The 14,489-nt window shown below is 70.8% G+C and carries 17 protein-coding genes; 8 read left to right on the forward strand and 9 right to left on the reverse strand.

Going from position 1 to position 14,489, the window contains the following annotated elements; genetic code table 11:
• Window positions 1-46 precede the first annotated feature (46 nt).
• Window positions 47-994 carry a helix-turn-helix domain-containing protein gene (locus HCU73_RS08540; protein ID WP_168622993.1) on the reverse strand — a complete coding sequence of 316 codons (948 nt, stop codon included), beginning with the start codon at window positions 992-994 and terminating at the stop codon, window positions 47-49.
• A 252-nt stretch (window positions 995-1,246) separates the two neighbouring features.
• Here HCU73_RS08540 and HCU73_RS08545 point away from each other — a divergent pair, with 252 nt between their 5' ends.
• Window positions 1,247-1,750 (forward strand): GNAT family N-acetyltransferase, encoded by a 504-nt coding sequence (locus HCU73_RS08545; protein ID WP_168622994.1) that lies wholly within the window; start codon window positions 1,247-1,249, stop codon window positions 1,748-1,750.
• A 68-nt stretch (window positions 1,751-1,818) separates the two neighbouring features.
• Here HCU73_RS08545 and HCU73_RS08550 read toward each other — a convergent pair whose 3' ends face one another.
• From HCU73_RS08550 to HCU73_RS08570, 5 genes are all read right to left on the reverse strand, one after another.
• Window positions 1,819-2,313: a c-type cytochrome gene (locus HCU73_RS08550; RefSeq protein WP_168622995.1), complete on the reverse strand. Its 495-nt coding sequence runs from the start codon at window positions 2,311-2,313 to the stop codon at window positions 1,819-1,821.
• A 58-nt stretch (window positions 2,314-2,371) separates the two neighbouring features.
• Window positions 2,372-3,727 (reverse strand): FAD-binding oxidoreductase, encoded by a 1,356-nt coding sequence (locus HCU73_RS08555; RefSeq protein ID WP_168622996.1) that lies wholly within the window; start codon window positions 3,725-3,727, stop codon window positions 2,372-2,374.
• Window positions 3,728-3,952: 225 nt separating this feature from the next.
• Entirely contained in the window at window positions 3,953-5,308 is a 1,356-nt protein-coding gene (locus HCU73_RS08560) for a GAF domain-containing protein (protein ID WP_168622997.1), read from the reverse strand.
• The gene (locus tag HCU73_RS08565; RefSeq protein WP_168622998.1) at window positions 5,305-5,844 is read right to left on the reverse strand and encodes a hypothetical protein; all 540 of its coding nucleotides are present in this window, start codon (window positions 5,842-5,844) and stop codon (window positions 5,305-5,307) included. The genes HCU73_RS08560 and HCU73_RS08565 overlap by 4 nt, the downstream gene beginning before the upstream one ends.
• Window positions 5,845-6,513: 669 nt before the next feature.
• Window positions 6,514-6,978, reverse strand: coding sequence for a MarR family winged helix-turn-helix transcriptional regulator (locus HCU73_RS08570; protein WP_168622999.1), 465 nt, complete (start codon window positions 6,976-6,978; stop codon window positions 6,514-6,516).
• Between the two features lie 96 nt (window positions 6,979-7,074).
• Between HCU73_RS08570 and HCU73_RS08575 the strand changes: the two genes are divergently transcribed.
• From HCU73_RS08575 to HCU73_RS08585, 3 genes are all read left to right on the forward strand, one after another.
• Window positions 7,075-7,389, forward strand: a complete 315-nt coding sequence (locus tag HCU73_RS08575; protein ID WP_168623000.1) for a DnaJ family domain-containing protein — start codon at window positions 7,075-7,077, stop codon at window positions 7,387-7,389.
• 77 nt (window positions 7,390-7,466) lie between these two features.
• Window positions 7,467-7,811: a thioredoxin family protein gene (locus tag HCU73_RS08580; RefSeq protein ID WP_168623001.1), complete on the forward strand. Its 345-nt coding sequence runs from the start codon at window positions 7,467-7,469 to the stop codon at window positions 7,809-7,811.
• 23 nt (window positions 7,812-7,834) lie between these two features.
• Window positions 7,835-8,152: an NIPSNAP family protein gene (locus HCU73_RS08585; protein ID WP_168623002.1), complete on the forward strand. Its 318-nt coding sequence runs from the start codon at window positions 7,835-7,837 to the stop codon at window positions 8,150-8,152.
• 19 nt (window positions 8,153-8,171) lie between these two features.
• Here HCU73_RS08585 and HCU73_RS08590 read toward each other — a convergent pair whose 3' ends face one another.
• The 3 genes from HCU73_RS08590 to HCU73_RS08600 form a co-directional block, all read right to left on the reverse strand.
• Window positions 8,172-9,407: an MFS transporter gene (locus HCU73_RS08590; RefSeq protein WP_168623003.1), complete on the reverse strand. Its 1,236-nt coding sequence runs from the start codon at window positions 9,405-9,407 to the stop codon at window positions 8,172-8,174.
• Between the two features lie 114 nt (window positions 9,408-9,521).
• Window positions 9,522-11,354: an SGNH/GDSL hydrolase family protein gene (locus tag HCU73_RS08595; RefSeq protein WP_168623004.1), complete on the reverse strand. Its 1,833-nt coding sequence runs from the start codon at window positions 11,352-11,354 to the stop codon at window positions 9,522-9,524.
• Between the two features lie 73 nt (window positions 11,355-11,427).
• Window positions 11,428-12,123 (reverse strand): CPBP family glutamic-type intramembrane protease, encoded by a 696-nt coding sequence (locus HCU73_RS08600; RefSeq protein ID WP_168623005.1) that lies wholly within the window; start codon window positions 12,121-12,123, stop codon window positions 11,428-11,430.
• Window positions 12,124-12,219: 96 nt separating this feature from the next.
• Here HCU73_RS08600 and HCU73_RS08605 point away from each other — a divergent pair, with 96 nt between their 5' ends.
• From HCU73_RS08605 to HCU73_RS08625, 4 genes are read left to right on the forward strand one after another with little or no spacing between them, the layout of a single operon-like run.
• Window positions 12,220-12,762 carry a DUF2975 domain-containing protein gene (locus HCU73_RS08605; protein WP_168623006.1) on the forward strand — a complete coding sequence of 181 codons (543 nt, stop codon included), beginning with the start codon at window positions 12,220-12,222 and terminating at the stop codon, window positions 12,760-12,762.
• Window positions 12,763-12,772: 10 nt separating this feature from the next.
• On the forward strand, window positions 12,773-12,988 hold the full coding sequence (locus HCU73_RS08610; RefSeq protein WP_168623007.1) for a helix-turn-helix domain-containing protein: 216 nt from the start codon (window positions 12,773-12,775) through the stop codon (window positions 12,986-12,988).
• Entirely contained in the window at window positions 12,985-13,890 is a 906-nt protein-coding gene (locus HCU73_RS18620) for a GNAT family N-acetyltransferase (RefSeq protein WP_210730541.1), read from the forward strand. The genes HCU73_RS08610 and HCU73_RS18620 overlap by 4 nt, the downstream gene beginning before the upstream one ends.
• Window positions 13,887-14,489, forward strand: coding sequence for a DUF1349 domain-containing protein (locus HCU73_RS08625; RefSeq protein WP_210730542.1), 603 nt, complete (start codon window positions 13,887-13,889; stop codon window positions 14,487-14,489). The genes HCU73_RS18620 and HCU73_RS08625 overlap by 4 nt, the downstream gene beginning before the upstream one ends.

Raw genomic sequence — 14,489 nt, forward strand, 5'->3', positions numbered from 1 at the left:
GCGGCGGAGGGCCTAGGACAACGACCCGACAGATTCTGCCATTGTCTCAGGACGGGTGGGGCTGACCCTGGCGCAACTTGCTCGGCGTTTGGCCATAGGTTTTCACCAGTGCGCGTCGGAGGCTCTGCTCATCGCGCAGGCCCGAGCGTAAGGCGACCCGCACCAGCGGTAAATTCGTGCTTTCCAGAAGCTGCCGTGCCCTCTCCGCCCGCAGGAGTTCGAGAAACCGCGCCGGGGTCGTGCCCGTTCGGTCGACGAAGCGCCGCGCGAAGTTGCGCGGACTCATGCCAGCCAGCTCGGCGAGGTCGGCGACGGTAACCTGCACGTGAAGGTTCTCGGTCAGCCAGTGCAGCATGCCGTCGAAGCGGTCGCTCGCCGCCATCTGCATCACGAGTGCCGCCGATAGCCGGGCCTGGCTCGCGCCACGCCGCATCGGCAGAAGGCCCGCCTTCGCTATGGCAAAGGACATGGCGCGCCCGCATTCCCGCTCAAGCAGTTCGAGGGTGAACTCCACCGCCGGCATCGAACCGGCTGTGGTCACGATTGGGCCGTCCTCTACCCACAGCGGCTCGGGGTCGAACTCCACGTCGGGAAACTGCGCCCGGAACGTGTCGGCCGCTACCGAGTGGACTGTCGCGCGGCGTCCCTTCAACAGGCCGATCTCGGCCAGGATCAGAGCGGACGAGCCCACCGCGACGATGCGGCAACCACTCGACGCCACGCTGGCGAGGGAGCGCCGGAACCCGGCGTCCTCGGCAAGACGCGCCTGGTTTTCGGGCGCGGCGCTGCCAAGGTAGAGCAGGTCGAGCCGGTCCCTGACGTCGGACAGGGCCTTGTCGGCGACGATCCGGAAGCCCGCCCATGTTGCCACCGGGCCCTGTGCAAGGCCAATCAACATGGTCTCGAACCGAGGGCAGGCCAGCCCCTCGGCCTCGGCGATCACCGGGGCAAGGCGGAACATGTCGACTTCCCACAGGATGTCGCTTGCGGCCATGCCCTCGTAGACGAATAACCCGACACGGCGCAGCGCAGGCCGCCGAGGCTCTGGTGCCGAGGCTGACACTTGATCAATCATGACTGCCACAGTGCCCCCGGCCGTGTTGCATGTCCAAGCCCATCGTGCCTCTTGGCAGAATCTGATCGGTATCTGTCATGGCGTTCCGCTCGGCCCCGCGCCACCATGCCCGCAGTTTCCGGCCCCGGTAGGGGTTTGTGCGAACGAGGCAACCGGACGGGAAGGTAACGCATGGCTGGACGCAGGGACGGTGCGGGAGCACCCCAAACCACGGTCATCCGGGCAGCCCGGGTCGATGATCGCCCCGCGCTCCACGCGCTCTTCGAGGAGTCCTGGCTGAGCTTCTGGGCGCCGCACCTGCCCCCGGGCGCCGAAGAGCGGTTCCGGGCGAGGGACCCCGTCACTGTCTTCCTCGACGAGGCGCTCGACCGGATTGAGGTGGCCGAGGTCGAAGGTGCCGTCGTTGGCGCCCTGCTCGTGGAGGGTGACCGGCTCGAGGATCTGCACGTCGTGCAGTCGCGGCAGGGGGAGGGGATCGGCAGGCTGCTGTTCACACGGGCGAAGACGCTTGGGGCACGACGCCTCGAGGTACGCGCGTTCAACACGCGCGCGATCGCGTTCTATGATCACATGGGCTGGCACCGGGCCCGGACTTTCGAGACGACCGAGCTTGGCTATCCGGTTCTGACCCACGAGTATGTTGAGCAAGGTGCATTGCAGGGCGGCGCAAGCTGACCTCGGCGGTTACGAGGTCGAGATCGGCGGGCGGGTCCAGCCTCAGCCGCACCCGCCGCCGCGGTCGCTCAGCCTGCCGGAAGCACGACGCGGTAGAACGGCGCAGGCGCTTCCTCTGCTGCCTGCACCGGCCCGAGCCGGGGCGCCGTGACAGGGGGGAGCGATCTCAGGTAGGCGACCAACGCCGCGAGATCCTCGGCCGGAAGTGCCGAGTAGGACATCCACGGCATCGCCGGGGCAAGCACCCGCCCGTCTGGCCGGAGGCCGCCAGTGATCGCGGTGGCGATCTCGTCATCGGTCCAGCCGCCGAGGCCCGTGGGGTCGCGGGTCAGGTTCGACGGCCAGAAAATGCCCATGCCGGGGATCTCGAAGCCGACGGTTCCGCCTGACAGGCCGGCCTCGAACAGGGGCACACCGTCGGCGCCCCGGGGCATGTGGCAGCCCGCGCAATCCATGATCGTGGCGAGATAGGCGCCGCGGGCGATCTGCTCCGCGTCTTGTGCAAGGACGGCCGGCGCCGGGGCCGCCAGGACGGCGGCCAGAAGGAGCGTGTTCAGTTTCATCGGGGTAGGTCCTGATCTTGAGGGTGGCCCGCGCGGTGGGTCCCGCGCGGGCGTCGCATCATTCTGCGGCGATCGGTGCGGCGGCACGGCCGCCGCCGAAGAGGCCCGCGGGGTCGAACCGGGCGCGCAGCGCAGCCAGCCGGAGCGCCGCATCGGGCGCGTGGGTCGGCAGGCGCGGGCCGGGCCGGTCGAGATCGGCGAGCCCGGCGTAGCTGCCCGTGCAGTGCGGCGCGAGCCCGTCGATCAGGCCGTGGAGCCAGGCCGCGTTGCGGTCGTCGTCCTCGGCCTCGGTCCAGATCCCGTAGACCACGCCGAAGATTCGCCCGTCGCGCGACAGGGCCGCCCCCTCGGGCAGCGGCGCCGCCCTGGGCCTCAGGGTGATCACCGCGAAACTCTCGGTCGAGGGGGCCAGCGCCATGCCCTGCACCGCGCGGCCGAGGAGTGTGCCGAGGGTCGCGTCGGACCAAACCGACTCGACCCGGTAGCGCCGGCCTACGGGCACCGAGGGGTCGGTGGCCTCGTAGAGCGCCGGGAAGGGCATTGCGAGCGGACCGATCACCTGAAGGGCCTCGGGCGCGCCATCGGACAGGGCGTCGTGGATCGAGGACGCCTCGGTCTCGTCCGCCGCGAAGACCGTCGCGATGGCCGCGACCACCGGGCCGCCGGGCGTGCCTGCGATCTTGGCGGTGAACTCGACCGAGGCCGGGGCCTTGGCCATCACCGCCTCTGCCCAGGCCGACACCGCGTCGACCGCCGCCGGGGGGTAGACCCGGATCACCGTGCGGATCGCTCCGGCGGCGGGCGCGAGCCGCAGGTGGTAGGCGGTGACGATGCCGAAGAAGCCGGGGCCTGCGCCCCGCGCCGCCCAGAACAGGTCGGCGTTCTCCGTGGCGGTGGCGGTCACGAGCCGCCCGTCGGCCAGCACGATCTCCACGGCGGTGACGCGGCCGCAGGCAAAGCCCCAGGCGCCGCCGTTCCAGCCGACGCCGCCGCCAAGCAGGTAGCCGCTCATCGGCACACTGCCGCAATGGCCGAGCGGGAAGGCGAGGCCCTGCGCGTCCAGCGCGGCCGCCATCCGGGCATTCGTTACCGAGGGTTCCACCCGCGCGGTCTGGGCGGCCGCATCGACCTGCAGTGCATCCAGCGCACCGAGGTCGATCACCATGTCGGCCCGCGCCGCGATACCGGTGAAGTGGTGGCCGCCGCCGCGCGGCGACACGGTCAGCCCGTGGGCCGCGGCGAAGCGGACGGCCTCCTGCACGTCGGCGGCCGAGGCTGCGCGCACGATGAGGCGGGCGCGGCGCAGGGGCTTGCGGCCGTTCCAGATCAGCGCGTCGCTGTCGGCGCCGAAGCCGGGATCGAAGGAGGTGATGAGGGTGCCGCGCAGGCGGCGCTTGAGGGTGTCAGTGTCCATGACGGTCCATTTCCAGGCGGCGGTCCGCCCTGCGGTGCTGCGTCGGGCGGGCCCGTGGGGCGCCGCGCCGGGTGGGGGTGTCGTAGCTGTCGGGGCGGCGCCGGTCACAGTGCCGGGCGGCCGTCCCGGCGGCCTGGGCGGCGTGATAGGGCAGGACCGCGGCGAGGGCTTGCTAAGTCTCCGCGCAGGAAATCGTAAAAGGATGCTAAGGGCCGGGCGGCGCCGTCAGGCTGGCATGGCTGCCGTTGCGTCACCCATGTCCTGCAGGGCGATGCGGCAGGACGGGACGAGGCGGAACAGGCCGCGCCCCGTCTTCTCGATCTGCAGGCAGGCGTCGCGATCCTGCAGCCGGCGGCGCAGGAGCACCAGCCGCGCGTCGAGGTTTTCGGCATGGTCGGGCAGGCGAAGGCTGCGGTCGAGGCGCAGTTCGCGGGTCGAGAACTCGGTGCGCCCGGTGGCCGCGTGCTCTCGCAGAAGGCGCCACAGGATCGCCCCCGCGACTCCCTTGATCAGGTAGTCGTGGTCGAGGAACACGCTGTCATCGCGCGGGTAGTGACGAACGGTGACCGTGCAGGCGGGTGGCTGGCCTGGCTCGGGGGTGGCGTCGGCAGGGTGCGGCTCGTCCTCGCCCAGGAGGACAGCCATCGTGCCGACGTAGCCCGCCAGCAGGACCAGCGCGTCCTCGTGCTCGTGGTCGAAGCGCATGATCTCGGGCGACTCGCAGAACAGAACCCCCAGCACCCGCCCGCCAGACAGGATCGGCACCGCGATCTGGCTGTGCGGGTCACCGAGCCCCGGGAAGGGCACGCCGCAGGGCTCCTCGGCCAGGAGTCCCGCCTGCCGCGCGGCGGCCCCCAGCGCCGCACCGTAGCGGTAGTCGGCGCTGAGATGCCCGATGCGGATCGGCACCCGTTCCCGTGCGGCGACCCCGATCACACCCTCGCCCGGCAGGATCTCGGCCCCGGCACCGGAGGCCGCGTAGCCGCGCGAGCCGATGGCGAAGAGCCGCCCGTCGCCCTCGGCCATCAGCAGGATGACATGCGCGATGCGAAGATGCGCGACCACGCCGTCGAGCAGCGCATCTGTCAGCTCGTCGAAGTCGCGAGAGCGGGCGAGGTCGTCGATGCAGGCCCGGAGGCTCGACAGGAGCGGCGGGCGATCCGGCTCGGGGAGTGCGGAAGGCGGCGCGACCAGCTCAATGCCAGTGACGCGGAAGATGTCTGCGCCGAGCAGGCGGAACACCCCCTCGAGCCCGTGGTGCGAGGCGATACCCGCCAGCCGCGCCTTCATCATCTCGAACAACGGCCCCTCGGTCCGCGTCTCGACATGGTCGAGGTGCAGGCGGTGGCGGGCGTGGGTCGTGGGATCAAAAAGCTCGACGCAGGCTTGCCCCGTCGCCAGCAGGTTCGCCCGGGTCTTGTTGAAGAACTGCCAGGACAGCGCGACGTGGTCGTCGTCGACCCAGTGCACCTGGCTGATCATGGAGACGTTGGGCAGGCCATCGGCGTCGCAGGTGCACAGAATCGAGGCCGCGATCCCTTCCATCGCGCCACGCAGGGCCCTGAGACCGCAGGCGCTCATCGCCGGAGCTCCGCGCCGGCGCCGGGTCCCGGCGTCTGGGTGAAGGCGCGCTCAGGAATAAACTCCACCACCGCGAGACCGTCGGGGTCGAAGGCGGTGTAGGCGATGGCCTGCGGCCGTGTGTAGCCAAGCTCAAGCAGCTCGTCGAGCAGGAGGCCGCATTGGCGCGCGATCTCGGGCAGGTCGTCGGGGCTCGGGTCGCCGAGCTGCGCGGCGGGGGCTTTCACCTGGATCGATCGGTGATCCCGCGCCCGGGAGAAGGTCGCGGCGATCGCGCTACCGGCTGCCACGGCTCCCAGCAGGGCCTCGTGGCGGCGCCGCTCGACAAAGACCCGCAGCACGCGCATCTCGCGCACCCGGCAGGCGACGGCCGAACCAACCAGTGGCCGCCCGTCCGGGGTCCGCACGCCGAGGATCGGCGCGACCCCGCCCTGCACGAAGGCCACGAGGTCAATCGGCAGGCACCCGGGCTTCGGGCTCGCGTCGCGCCAGGCGGCTTGGTCGCCGGTCGGAGTTGCGTAGGTGGGTCCTGCCATCGTTGGGGGTCATGACTGCCGAAAAGGGGACGCGTCCAGTGCGGAGAGCGGACCGGTCCTCGAAAGACTACCATGCCGCGCGGCGTCCAAAAGCCGAAATCCGCATGGATCTCGCGGCCCGAGCCCCTCTCGTTAGTAACCATTTAGCATTGCTTGCGCGAACACTTACGAGGCGCCGCGCACGGTCGAGCGATAGACATCCGCTTCAAGGCTCCCTGCGGTGGCCTTCTTTCCTGCTCTGGAGTTCCTGTATGTCCCGCTTCGCGTTTCTTCGCGTCCTGCGCTCCTTGCGACCAGTGCGTCGCGCCAAGCCTTTCGACCCGTTCGTTCCGCCTGACCCGATCGATCACCCGGACCTGCGAGGGCTTGGCTTGCGTGACCTCGCGGATCTTCCGTTTCCGCGTCCTTCGGGATCCTTCGAGGACGGATGCCGGTGATGCTCCGTTCGATTTTCATGTCCAACATGCGTGCCACGAGGCGCGTGCTGACTCATCGGCAGGGGCTGGCCCGCTGGCGGGCCCGTGCCGAGGGCCGACGCAGAGCCCTTGCGATCGCGCATCTGCCCGACAGGATCCGGCGCGATATCGGGCTGCCGCCAGGGGCCTCCGTCGACTGTCCAGCCGAGATCCTTGGTCTGAAGGACCCGCGGTGAGCGCCGCCGCCCCGGCGTCAGTCACCGACCGGGGTATCCGTCTTCATGCCCGCGTTGAGGGCCGAGATGATGCGATGGAACGCCTCGATTTCCTCCCGCGCGTAGCCTGCGGCGAAGCGGGCGAACTCGGCCTGTTCGCGCGCGCGGATCGCCGTGATCAGGGCGTGGCTTCCCGGCGTGAGGCTGTAGAACGCCGACGTCTTGTGGGCGGGGTTCCCGGTCTGCTCGACGAGGCCACGGGCGTGCAGATCCTGCAGCTCGCGTGCCACGAATTGCCGCTTCACATCGAGCGCCCGGGTCAGCTGCGGTGCCGTCGCGCGGCTAAGCCCGAGCAGCGCCTCGAGGATGGCCCTCTGGCCGACGCTGACGCCCGTCCCCTCGAGGTCGGCTTCGACCCGCTTGGTGATGTTGCGCAGGAGCGGGCGCACCAGCTGAACGCCCTCGTACAACAGAGCGACAGGATCGCGATCTCGCTTGTCCATGGTGGCAGCACCCACTATATGACAACTCAGTTGTCAATATGTCCCTTCGTGGCGTCCCGCTTCCGGATCGCCCTTGACCCCTGATAGAGGACCACCATGCCCGCTCACAACCTTGCAGAACGCCAGATCCTGAAGGCCCAGGCCGACGGGGTGTTCGATCGCCTCGAAGGGGCGGGCAAGCCGCTGCCCGAACGGCCGCCCGAGGATGCGGTGGGCATCGCCATGCGTATCATGGCGCAGGCCGGTGTCGTGCCGCGCGAGTTCGAGCTGAAGAAAGAGGTGGACGCCCAGCGCGCTCGGCTGGCAGCCATCACCGATCCCGCGGCGCGCAAGCAGGCGATGGCCGTGCTGACAAACCTGCAGCTGCGCTACGACATCGAGCGCGAGGCGCGCAGGCGGTTCTACCGCTAGGCCACCACCCATCCCTGACCAACTGACCCGGTCGCGTTGCGCGCGGGCCGTCTCCCCATGTCAAAGCGAGGATCCTCATGCCTCTTTCCTCCGTCACCGACGCCAGCTTCGCCAACGATGTGCTGCAGGCCGATGGCCCGGTCCTCGTGGTGTTCTCGGCCACATGGTGTGCGCCCTGTCACCAGATGACGGCCGTGCTGGACGAGCTGTCAGTCGAGCTGGCCGGCCGCATCCGGATCCTGAAGATCGACGTCGAGGAAAGCCCGGGGCAGGCTGCCCGCTTCGGAGTTCGCGGCATGCCGGGCTTGTTCATCCTGCACGGGGGCACCGTGGTGGCTCAGCGGTCCGGGGCAGCGCCCCGGGCGACCGCGCGGCGCTGGATTCTCGAAACCCTCGAGGGCCTCGCGCCTTCGCCGTGCTGATGTCTGGGAGGGAAGAGCCAGCGATGATCACTTGTGTCCTGCGCTATGAGGTCGATGCCGACAAGCTTGAGGACTTCGAAGCCTATGCGCGCAGGTGGATCGACCTCCTGCCTCGCTTTGGAGGCGTGCACCATGGCTATTTCCTGCCGCATGAGGGTGCCAACGACATCGCGCTCGCCTTGTTCTCCTTCCCTTCGCTCGCTGCCTACGAGCGGTACCGCGCCGTGAGTGCAGATGACCCCGACTGTCGCGCGGCGTACCGCTTCGCCCGCGAGACTCGGTGCATCCGCCGCTACGACCGGCAGTTTCTCCGGCCCTTGCTTGCGGCAGCCGGAGACTGAGGGCGGCACACCGACGCAATCAGGCCGCATCGCTCTGTTGTGTGGGACTGCCTCCGCCCTGCGCCTTCTGCACAAGACCGACGAACACCAGCACCGCAACCCCCAGGATGCTGGCCGCCACGAGGAAGGGTGCGCCCGGCAACCAGATGTCGGCTCCCGGTCCTGTGCCCCAGAAAAAGGCCTGCGTCATGATTAGCGGCGACAGGATCATGGACAGCGCGGCGAGCGACCCGAGGACGCCCTGCACTTCGCCCTGCCGGTCGGCGCCGACGCTGCGCGAGATCAGCCCTTGCAGCACCGGCGTCGCAAGAGCGGCGACCGCAGAGAGGGGGATGAGCGCCCAGACCAACGCCGCGCGGTCGGCCAATCCGTAGCCGACGAGGCAAAGGACGCCGAGGAGCATCGCCGCCCGGATCGTACGGACTTCGCCGAGCCGCGCCAGCAGCAGCGGCACGAGCCCGGTCTGCGCCAGTATCAACACCGTCCCGTAGAGCGCCAGCGAGGCCCCGATGGTGGCCGCGGTCCAGCCAAGTGTGGCCTCCACGTAGAAGGCCCAGACGGCGGGGTAGACGAAGCCCACCAGCTGCAGGAGCGCAAAGACGGCGATCATCGGGCGAAGGCCCGGCAGCCGCCCGACGGCCCAGAGTGCGCCGACCGGGTTCGCCCGGCGAAGGTCGAAGGGCCGACGACGGTCGAGGGGAAGCGACTCGGGCAGGGCCATCCACGCAAAGACTGCGGTCCCGGCCGCCAGCACGGCAGCGGCCCAGAACGGGGCGCGCGGGTCGATCCCACCCAGGAGACCTCCGGCGACCGGCCCGAGAACCACGCCGGCGCCCATCGCCGCCGAGACGAGTCCAAAGCTGCGTGCCCTTTGGGCTTCCGGCGTGATGTCCGCGACATAGGCCAGTGCCGTCGCGTAGGTGGATGCCGCGATGCCTGCGACGATGCGCGCGACAAGCAGCAGCCAGATCGCCTGCGCCAGCGCCATGACGAGCATGTCGGCCGCCATCACGACGAGGGATACCAGCAGCACCGGCCGCCGCCCGAAACGGTCCGACAGCGCACCGAGCGCGGGGGCGCAGGCGAACTGGCTGACGGCGAACACGGCCGACAGGATCCCGCCCCAGAGGGCGGCATCCGCCAGCGACAGGCCCCGGACCGAACCGATCAGCCCCGGCATGACAGGCAGGATCAGGCCGACCGCCATGGTGTCGAGCGCGACGGTCGCGAGGATGACGACGAGGGGCAGGCGCATCGCGGGGACTCCTTCGGCAAGGGGGCGGGATGCCGCCTTGGCCGGCGCGCGATACAAGGGTGAGTGAAAAATGTCAACTTAGTTGACAAAATATCGGCCCCGCCCGTGTTGGTGTCAGAAGCGCAAGCCGAGCGAAACCGCCGCGCGACCGTCCGACAGCGCGTCGTCGAAGGGCGACAGCGACCACGACGCGCGCGCGGTGAGGTTGTCGCCCACGCGGCCTGACAAGCCGAGTTCGATCTCGGTGCCCTCGACGATCCCGGAAACACCGCTGCCCTCGATCCGCTGTCCCGAGGCGAGCGTGACGCCGCCACCGGCCAGGTCGCTGAGCAGCACGTCCTCCCACGCAACGCGGGCAAAGGCCCTGAGGGGCAGGGGACCCGCGTCGAGCTCCATCGCCGCCGTCGCGCCGAGGCGCACGGACAGAGTTTCCAGTCGCTGGCCATCGATCCGGCCGTTCATCAGGCCGCCCCCCGCTTCCGCATAGCTATCGCGCCTGGTCTCGGCCCAGGTCAGGCCGCCATCGAGGAGGAGCGTCGCACCTCCCGCCGCGATGCGGAGGTCGGCGCCGAGGTCGATCATGCGAGTGTCGGCCTCCGCCCGACCCGTCGCGCGCGGGGCCGGACCGAACCCCGTGTCGCGCATGACATCCATGCCGGCATGGCCGAGGCCAACCTGCGCCGTCAGGCCGAGCCAGCCGATCTCCTGCCGCAGGTAGGCGGCGGCGGTCCACGCCTCGGCGTCGATCGCGCCACCCCCGGTCTCGCCGGAGCCCCATCCAAGGCTCGCGCCCCAGCTCAGCCCGCCCGCGCTGTCCGACCAGCCCCCGGCAAGGCCCGAGACCTGCCCCGACTGGCGCCCGGCCGTCAGCGTGACCCGGGTCGCCTCCACCCATCCGCCCCGCGCACCGTAGCGGGCCTGCCGACGGACGTCGTCTATGTGGCGGTCGGCGATCGTGGCGGCCAGTGCCGTGGTCTCTCCAGAGAGGCGCGGCAGGTCGTGGGCCGCTGCCAGCGTGCCCTGCACCATCCCCGCGACAAGACCCTGCGCCGTCGCGGTCAGGTGCGTGCCGTCCCAGAACACCCGGCGCTCGGCACTGCCCGGCGCGGTGCAGTCGGGGGCACCGCCGTCGGGCAGGCAGGGGGCGAGAGTGTCAAAGCCCCAGGCGGCCGGGTCGCTGGCGATCGCGTCGAAGAGGGCGTGGACATCGACCAGCAGCACCTGCGCGCCTGTGTCGACGTCCGCCGCCTCGGCCTGCCTCAGGAGCGCGGCATTGTGGCGGGCGACCATGGCGTCGCCCGCGGCCTGGACCTCTGGAGGCAGGAGGGCGGTGGTGGGCGCCAGCGAGAAGTCGAACAGGTTCAGCACGGCGACCCGTCCGACCCCGGCCTCGGCGATCCCGCGCGTCGCGGCGTCGATGTTGGCCGCGACCGCATCGGCCACCAGCCCGTCCAGCGCCGCATCGCGGCCCGGTGCGGTCAGCCAGAGCCCGTGGTCGTTGGCCCCGGCCCATAGCACCGCCGTGGTGTCCGCGCCCGCCTGCACCGCGCCAGCGCCGATCAGGGCCTGCGCCATGTCCACCTGTGCACGCAGGCCCGGCGGTGTCGCGGTCGCGGGATCGAGGGCCTCTGTGCCGCTGGTCGCGCCCGCCACGGCGAAGTTCCAGCTGTGCTGGGTGGGATCGGACGTGCCGAGGAGGTGGTCGGCCATGAGCCCGTGTTCGCCGGCGATCCGGTCGAACCAGAGAGGCCCGTTGGAGAAGCGGCCGTTGTCGTAGAAGCGCGGATCGGGAACGGCGTCCCCTGTCAGGGCGAAGGCGTTGCCCGTGTCGGTCAGGCTGTCCCCGAAGGCGAGCCAGCTGTCGGCGCGCGCGGTCTGGACGGCGAGGAGGGCAAGGGCGGAGGCACAGAGCATCAGCCCCGCGGACTGTCGCTGCAGGGGAGTCATGGGATGTATCCTTTCGGCCGGTGCCGTGGCACCGGGGTTGTGTGATCGTTAGGGAGGAAAGACCGGCCCGCCGTCAGAGGGCGACGAGCGCGAAGCCGAGATGGGTGCCGATGTGGGCGAGGATGGCCGCCTCGAGCCCGCCCCGCAGAAGGGCGGCACCGTAGGCGAGGCCGAGAAGCGCGTTCCAGATCAGGGTCCGGGCGGTCAGCAGGGGTGTCATGGCGCCGGCCTCCAGCTGCACGGCGGGCAGATGCGCCGCCGCGAAGGCCAGCGCGGCGAGGCCCGCGGCCAGCCAGAGCGCGGCCCGGTGCGGCAGGAAACGGGACAGGCCGAGCGCAAGCGCGGTGAGGAGGCCCCAGCGCATCAGCACCTCCTCGGTCAGGCCGCCGTAGAGGAGGCCGAGGGCCAAGGTGCCGACCCCGCGCTCCTCCCGCAGCGTCGGCAGTCCCGGCACCTGCCAGAGCGGCGCCGTGGCGTGGTCGGCTAGCGCGACGGCAAGGCCGAGGGCGAGGCCTGCAACCGTGGCGGCTACGAGGCTCCGTCCCGGCAGCGTCGACCCGAGGACCAGCCGCGACCGAAGGCCCATCTTGGGCGCGGCCCAGCCCCCTGACAGCGCCGCAAGGCCGAGCAGGAGGAGTGGCGAGAGGGCGATTGCGAGCGGCGGAACGCCCGCCGGCACGGGGACGAGGAGTGGCAGGGCAGCCACGCCGGGCAGGCCGAGCAAGAGCGCCCGGCCGGCTCGGGCGGAATAGCGGGGGAGATCGGACATGGGAGAAAACGCCTCGGCAAAACTGATTCGCATTTGACGGCCATCAATTGCTGTTTTACAATAATTTAGTCAACCAAGAGATTAAGAAGTTCCGTCATGCCAGATCCGACACCCCTGGCGCGCGTGCAGCGCCTGTCCCGCTTCTTCTCGCGCCTTGCCCTCGGGCTGGGGGCGCTCCTCGTGTTGCTCGACGTGCTGGTCTGGCTCGACCGCGACGCGCTGGAACGGGGCGCGGCCCTGCTCCTGCCAGAGGGCACGGCCTACGCGCTGACGCCCGTGGCGCTCGCGGGGGGCTTCGTGATGGGGCATCTCGTCCTCGGCCTCCTGCTTGTCGCGCTGTGGCAGGCGCATCGCCTGTTCGCGGCCTTCGCGCGTGGCGAGATCCTCGTGCCCGAAAGCGGCGCGCGGCTGTTCCGCATCGGCCTGGCCTTCGCGCTGGTGCTGCCGGCGCAGATGCTGGGGTCCGCCGTCGCCTCGGTCCTCCTCACGCTCGGCAACCCGCCGGGCGAGCGGGTCCTGTCGATCTCGGTCGACCCCGCCCATGCGATGCTGGCCGCGGCCGGTCTCCTGATCCTGACGGTCGGCTGGGTCATGGCCGAGGCCGCGCGGATCGCCGACGACAACGCCCAGATCGTCTGAGGAGCGCCCGATGCCGATCAACGTGACGCTCGACGTGATGCTCGCTCGCCGCAAGATGAAGTCCAAGGACCTCGCCGAGCGCATCGGGATCACCGAGCAGAACCTGTCGCTCCTGAAGTCCGGCAAGGTGAAGGGGGTGCGCTTCGAGACCCTCGCGGCCATCTGCCGGGAGCTCGACTGTCAGCCGGGCGACCTGCTCGAATACCTCGGGGAGGGCGAGGGATGACGCCGCGTCCCGCCGCCCGTCTGCTGGTCGTCGACCCCGAGGGCCGCGTCCTGCTCCTGCGCTTCAACCACCGGACGGGCCCCTTGGCCGGGCAGGTCTACTGGGCCACGCCCGGCGGCGCGCTCGAGCCCGGCGAAAGCTGGGAGGCCGCGGCGCTCCGGGAACTCTTCGAGGAAACCGGGATCGTGGCGACGGACCCCGGTCCGCCGGTTCATGCGCGCGACTTTCCCCTGCAGATGCCGGACGGCAGCTGGGTCGAGGCGCAGGAACGCTTCTACCTGGTCCGCAGGGCGGGCGGCGACCTTGCCCCTGCAGGACGCACGGCGCACGAGGCCGAGGTGCTGGACCGGCACAGATGGTGGTCGCTCGACGCGCTGGAGCAGACCTCCGACATCGTGCATCCGGGCGACCTCGCCACGATCCTGCGCCCGCATCTGGGTGGGGTCGCGGCCGTCACGCTCCGGCCCTACGACGCCACGCGCGACCTCGACCGCTGCCTCGCCCTCTGGCGCGCGGCCTCCGAGGTCGGGCACCCCTTCCTCGACGCCGCCACGCTCGACGCGGATGCCGAGGTGATCCGCGACATCTACATGCCCGCCGCCGAGGTCACCGTGGCCGAGCGCGGCGGTCGGGTGATCGGCTTCGTCGCCCTGCTGGGGGACCTGGTGGGCGGGCTCTTCGTCAACCCGGCGGCGCATCGCACCGGTGCGGGCCGGGCGCTGATCGCCGCGGCGCTGCAGGGCAAGGGGCGGCTCGAGGTGGAGGTCTACGAGGCCAACCGCGAGGCGCGCGCCTTCTACGCCGCCTGCGGGTTCGTCCCGGCGGGCCGGCGCGAGCGGGACGATCACGGGCGGGCCCTGCCGCTCATCCGCATGACCCTGGACGGGGGGCGCAGCACATGACGATGCTTGCCGCGCTCGAGTCCGCGACCTGGCTCAACCCGCCGCCAGCCTGGTCCCTGACCGCCGCGGCGCTGACGGTCGAGACCGGGGACCGCACGGATTTCTGGCGCGACACGCTCTACGGGTTCCGGCGCGACAGCGGCCATGCCCTCCTCCTGCCGGTGGAGGGGGATTTCACGGCGCATCTCAGGTTCGACGGCGATTACGCAGCACTCTACGACCAGGCCGGGCTGATGCTGCGCCGGGATGGCGCGCACTGGATCAAGGCTGGGATCGAGCAGTCGGACGGGGTCGCCAACCTGTCGGTCGTGGTGACGCGGGAGGCGTCGGACTGGTCGACGCTCGCGCTCGGGCCTTCGCCGGGCCCGCAGCGGCTGCGGCTGACCCGGCTCGGCGGCGCCGTGGTCATCCAGGCGCGGAACGCCGCCAACCGCTGGCAGCTCCTGCGCGTGGCGCCCTTCCCCGAGGGGCCGGCGCAGGTCGGGCCCATGGCCTGCTCGCCCGAGCGCGGCGGGTTCCGCGCGCGGTTCACGGAGTTCACGCTAGGGCCCGCGGTCTCTCAGGCCCTCCACGACGAAAGCCCGGCCTCGCCATCTTGA

Source organism: Roseicyclus persicicus, assembly GCF_012395815.1.
Classification (GTDB): Bacteria; Pseudomonadota; Alphaproteobacteria; order Rhodobacterales; family Rhodobacteraceae; genus Roseicyclus; species Roseicyclus persicicus.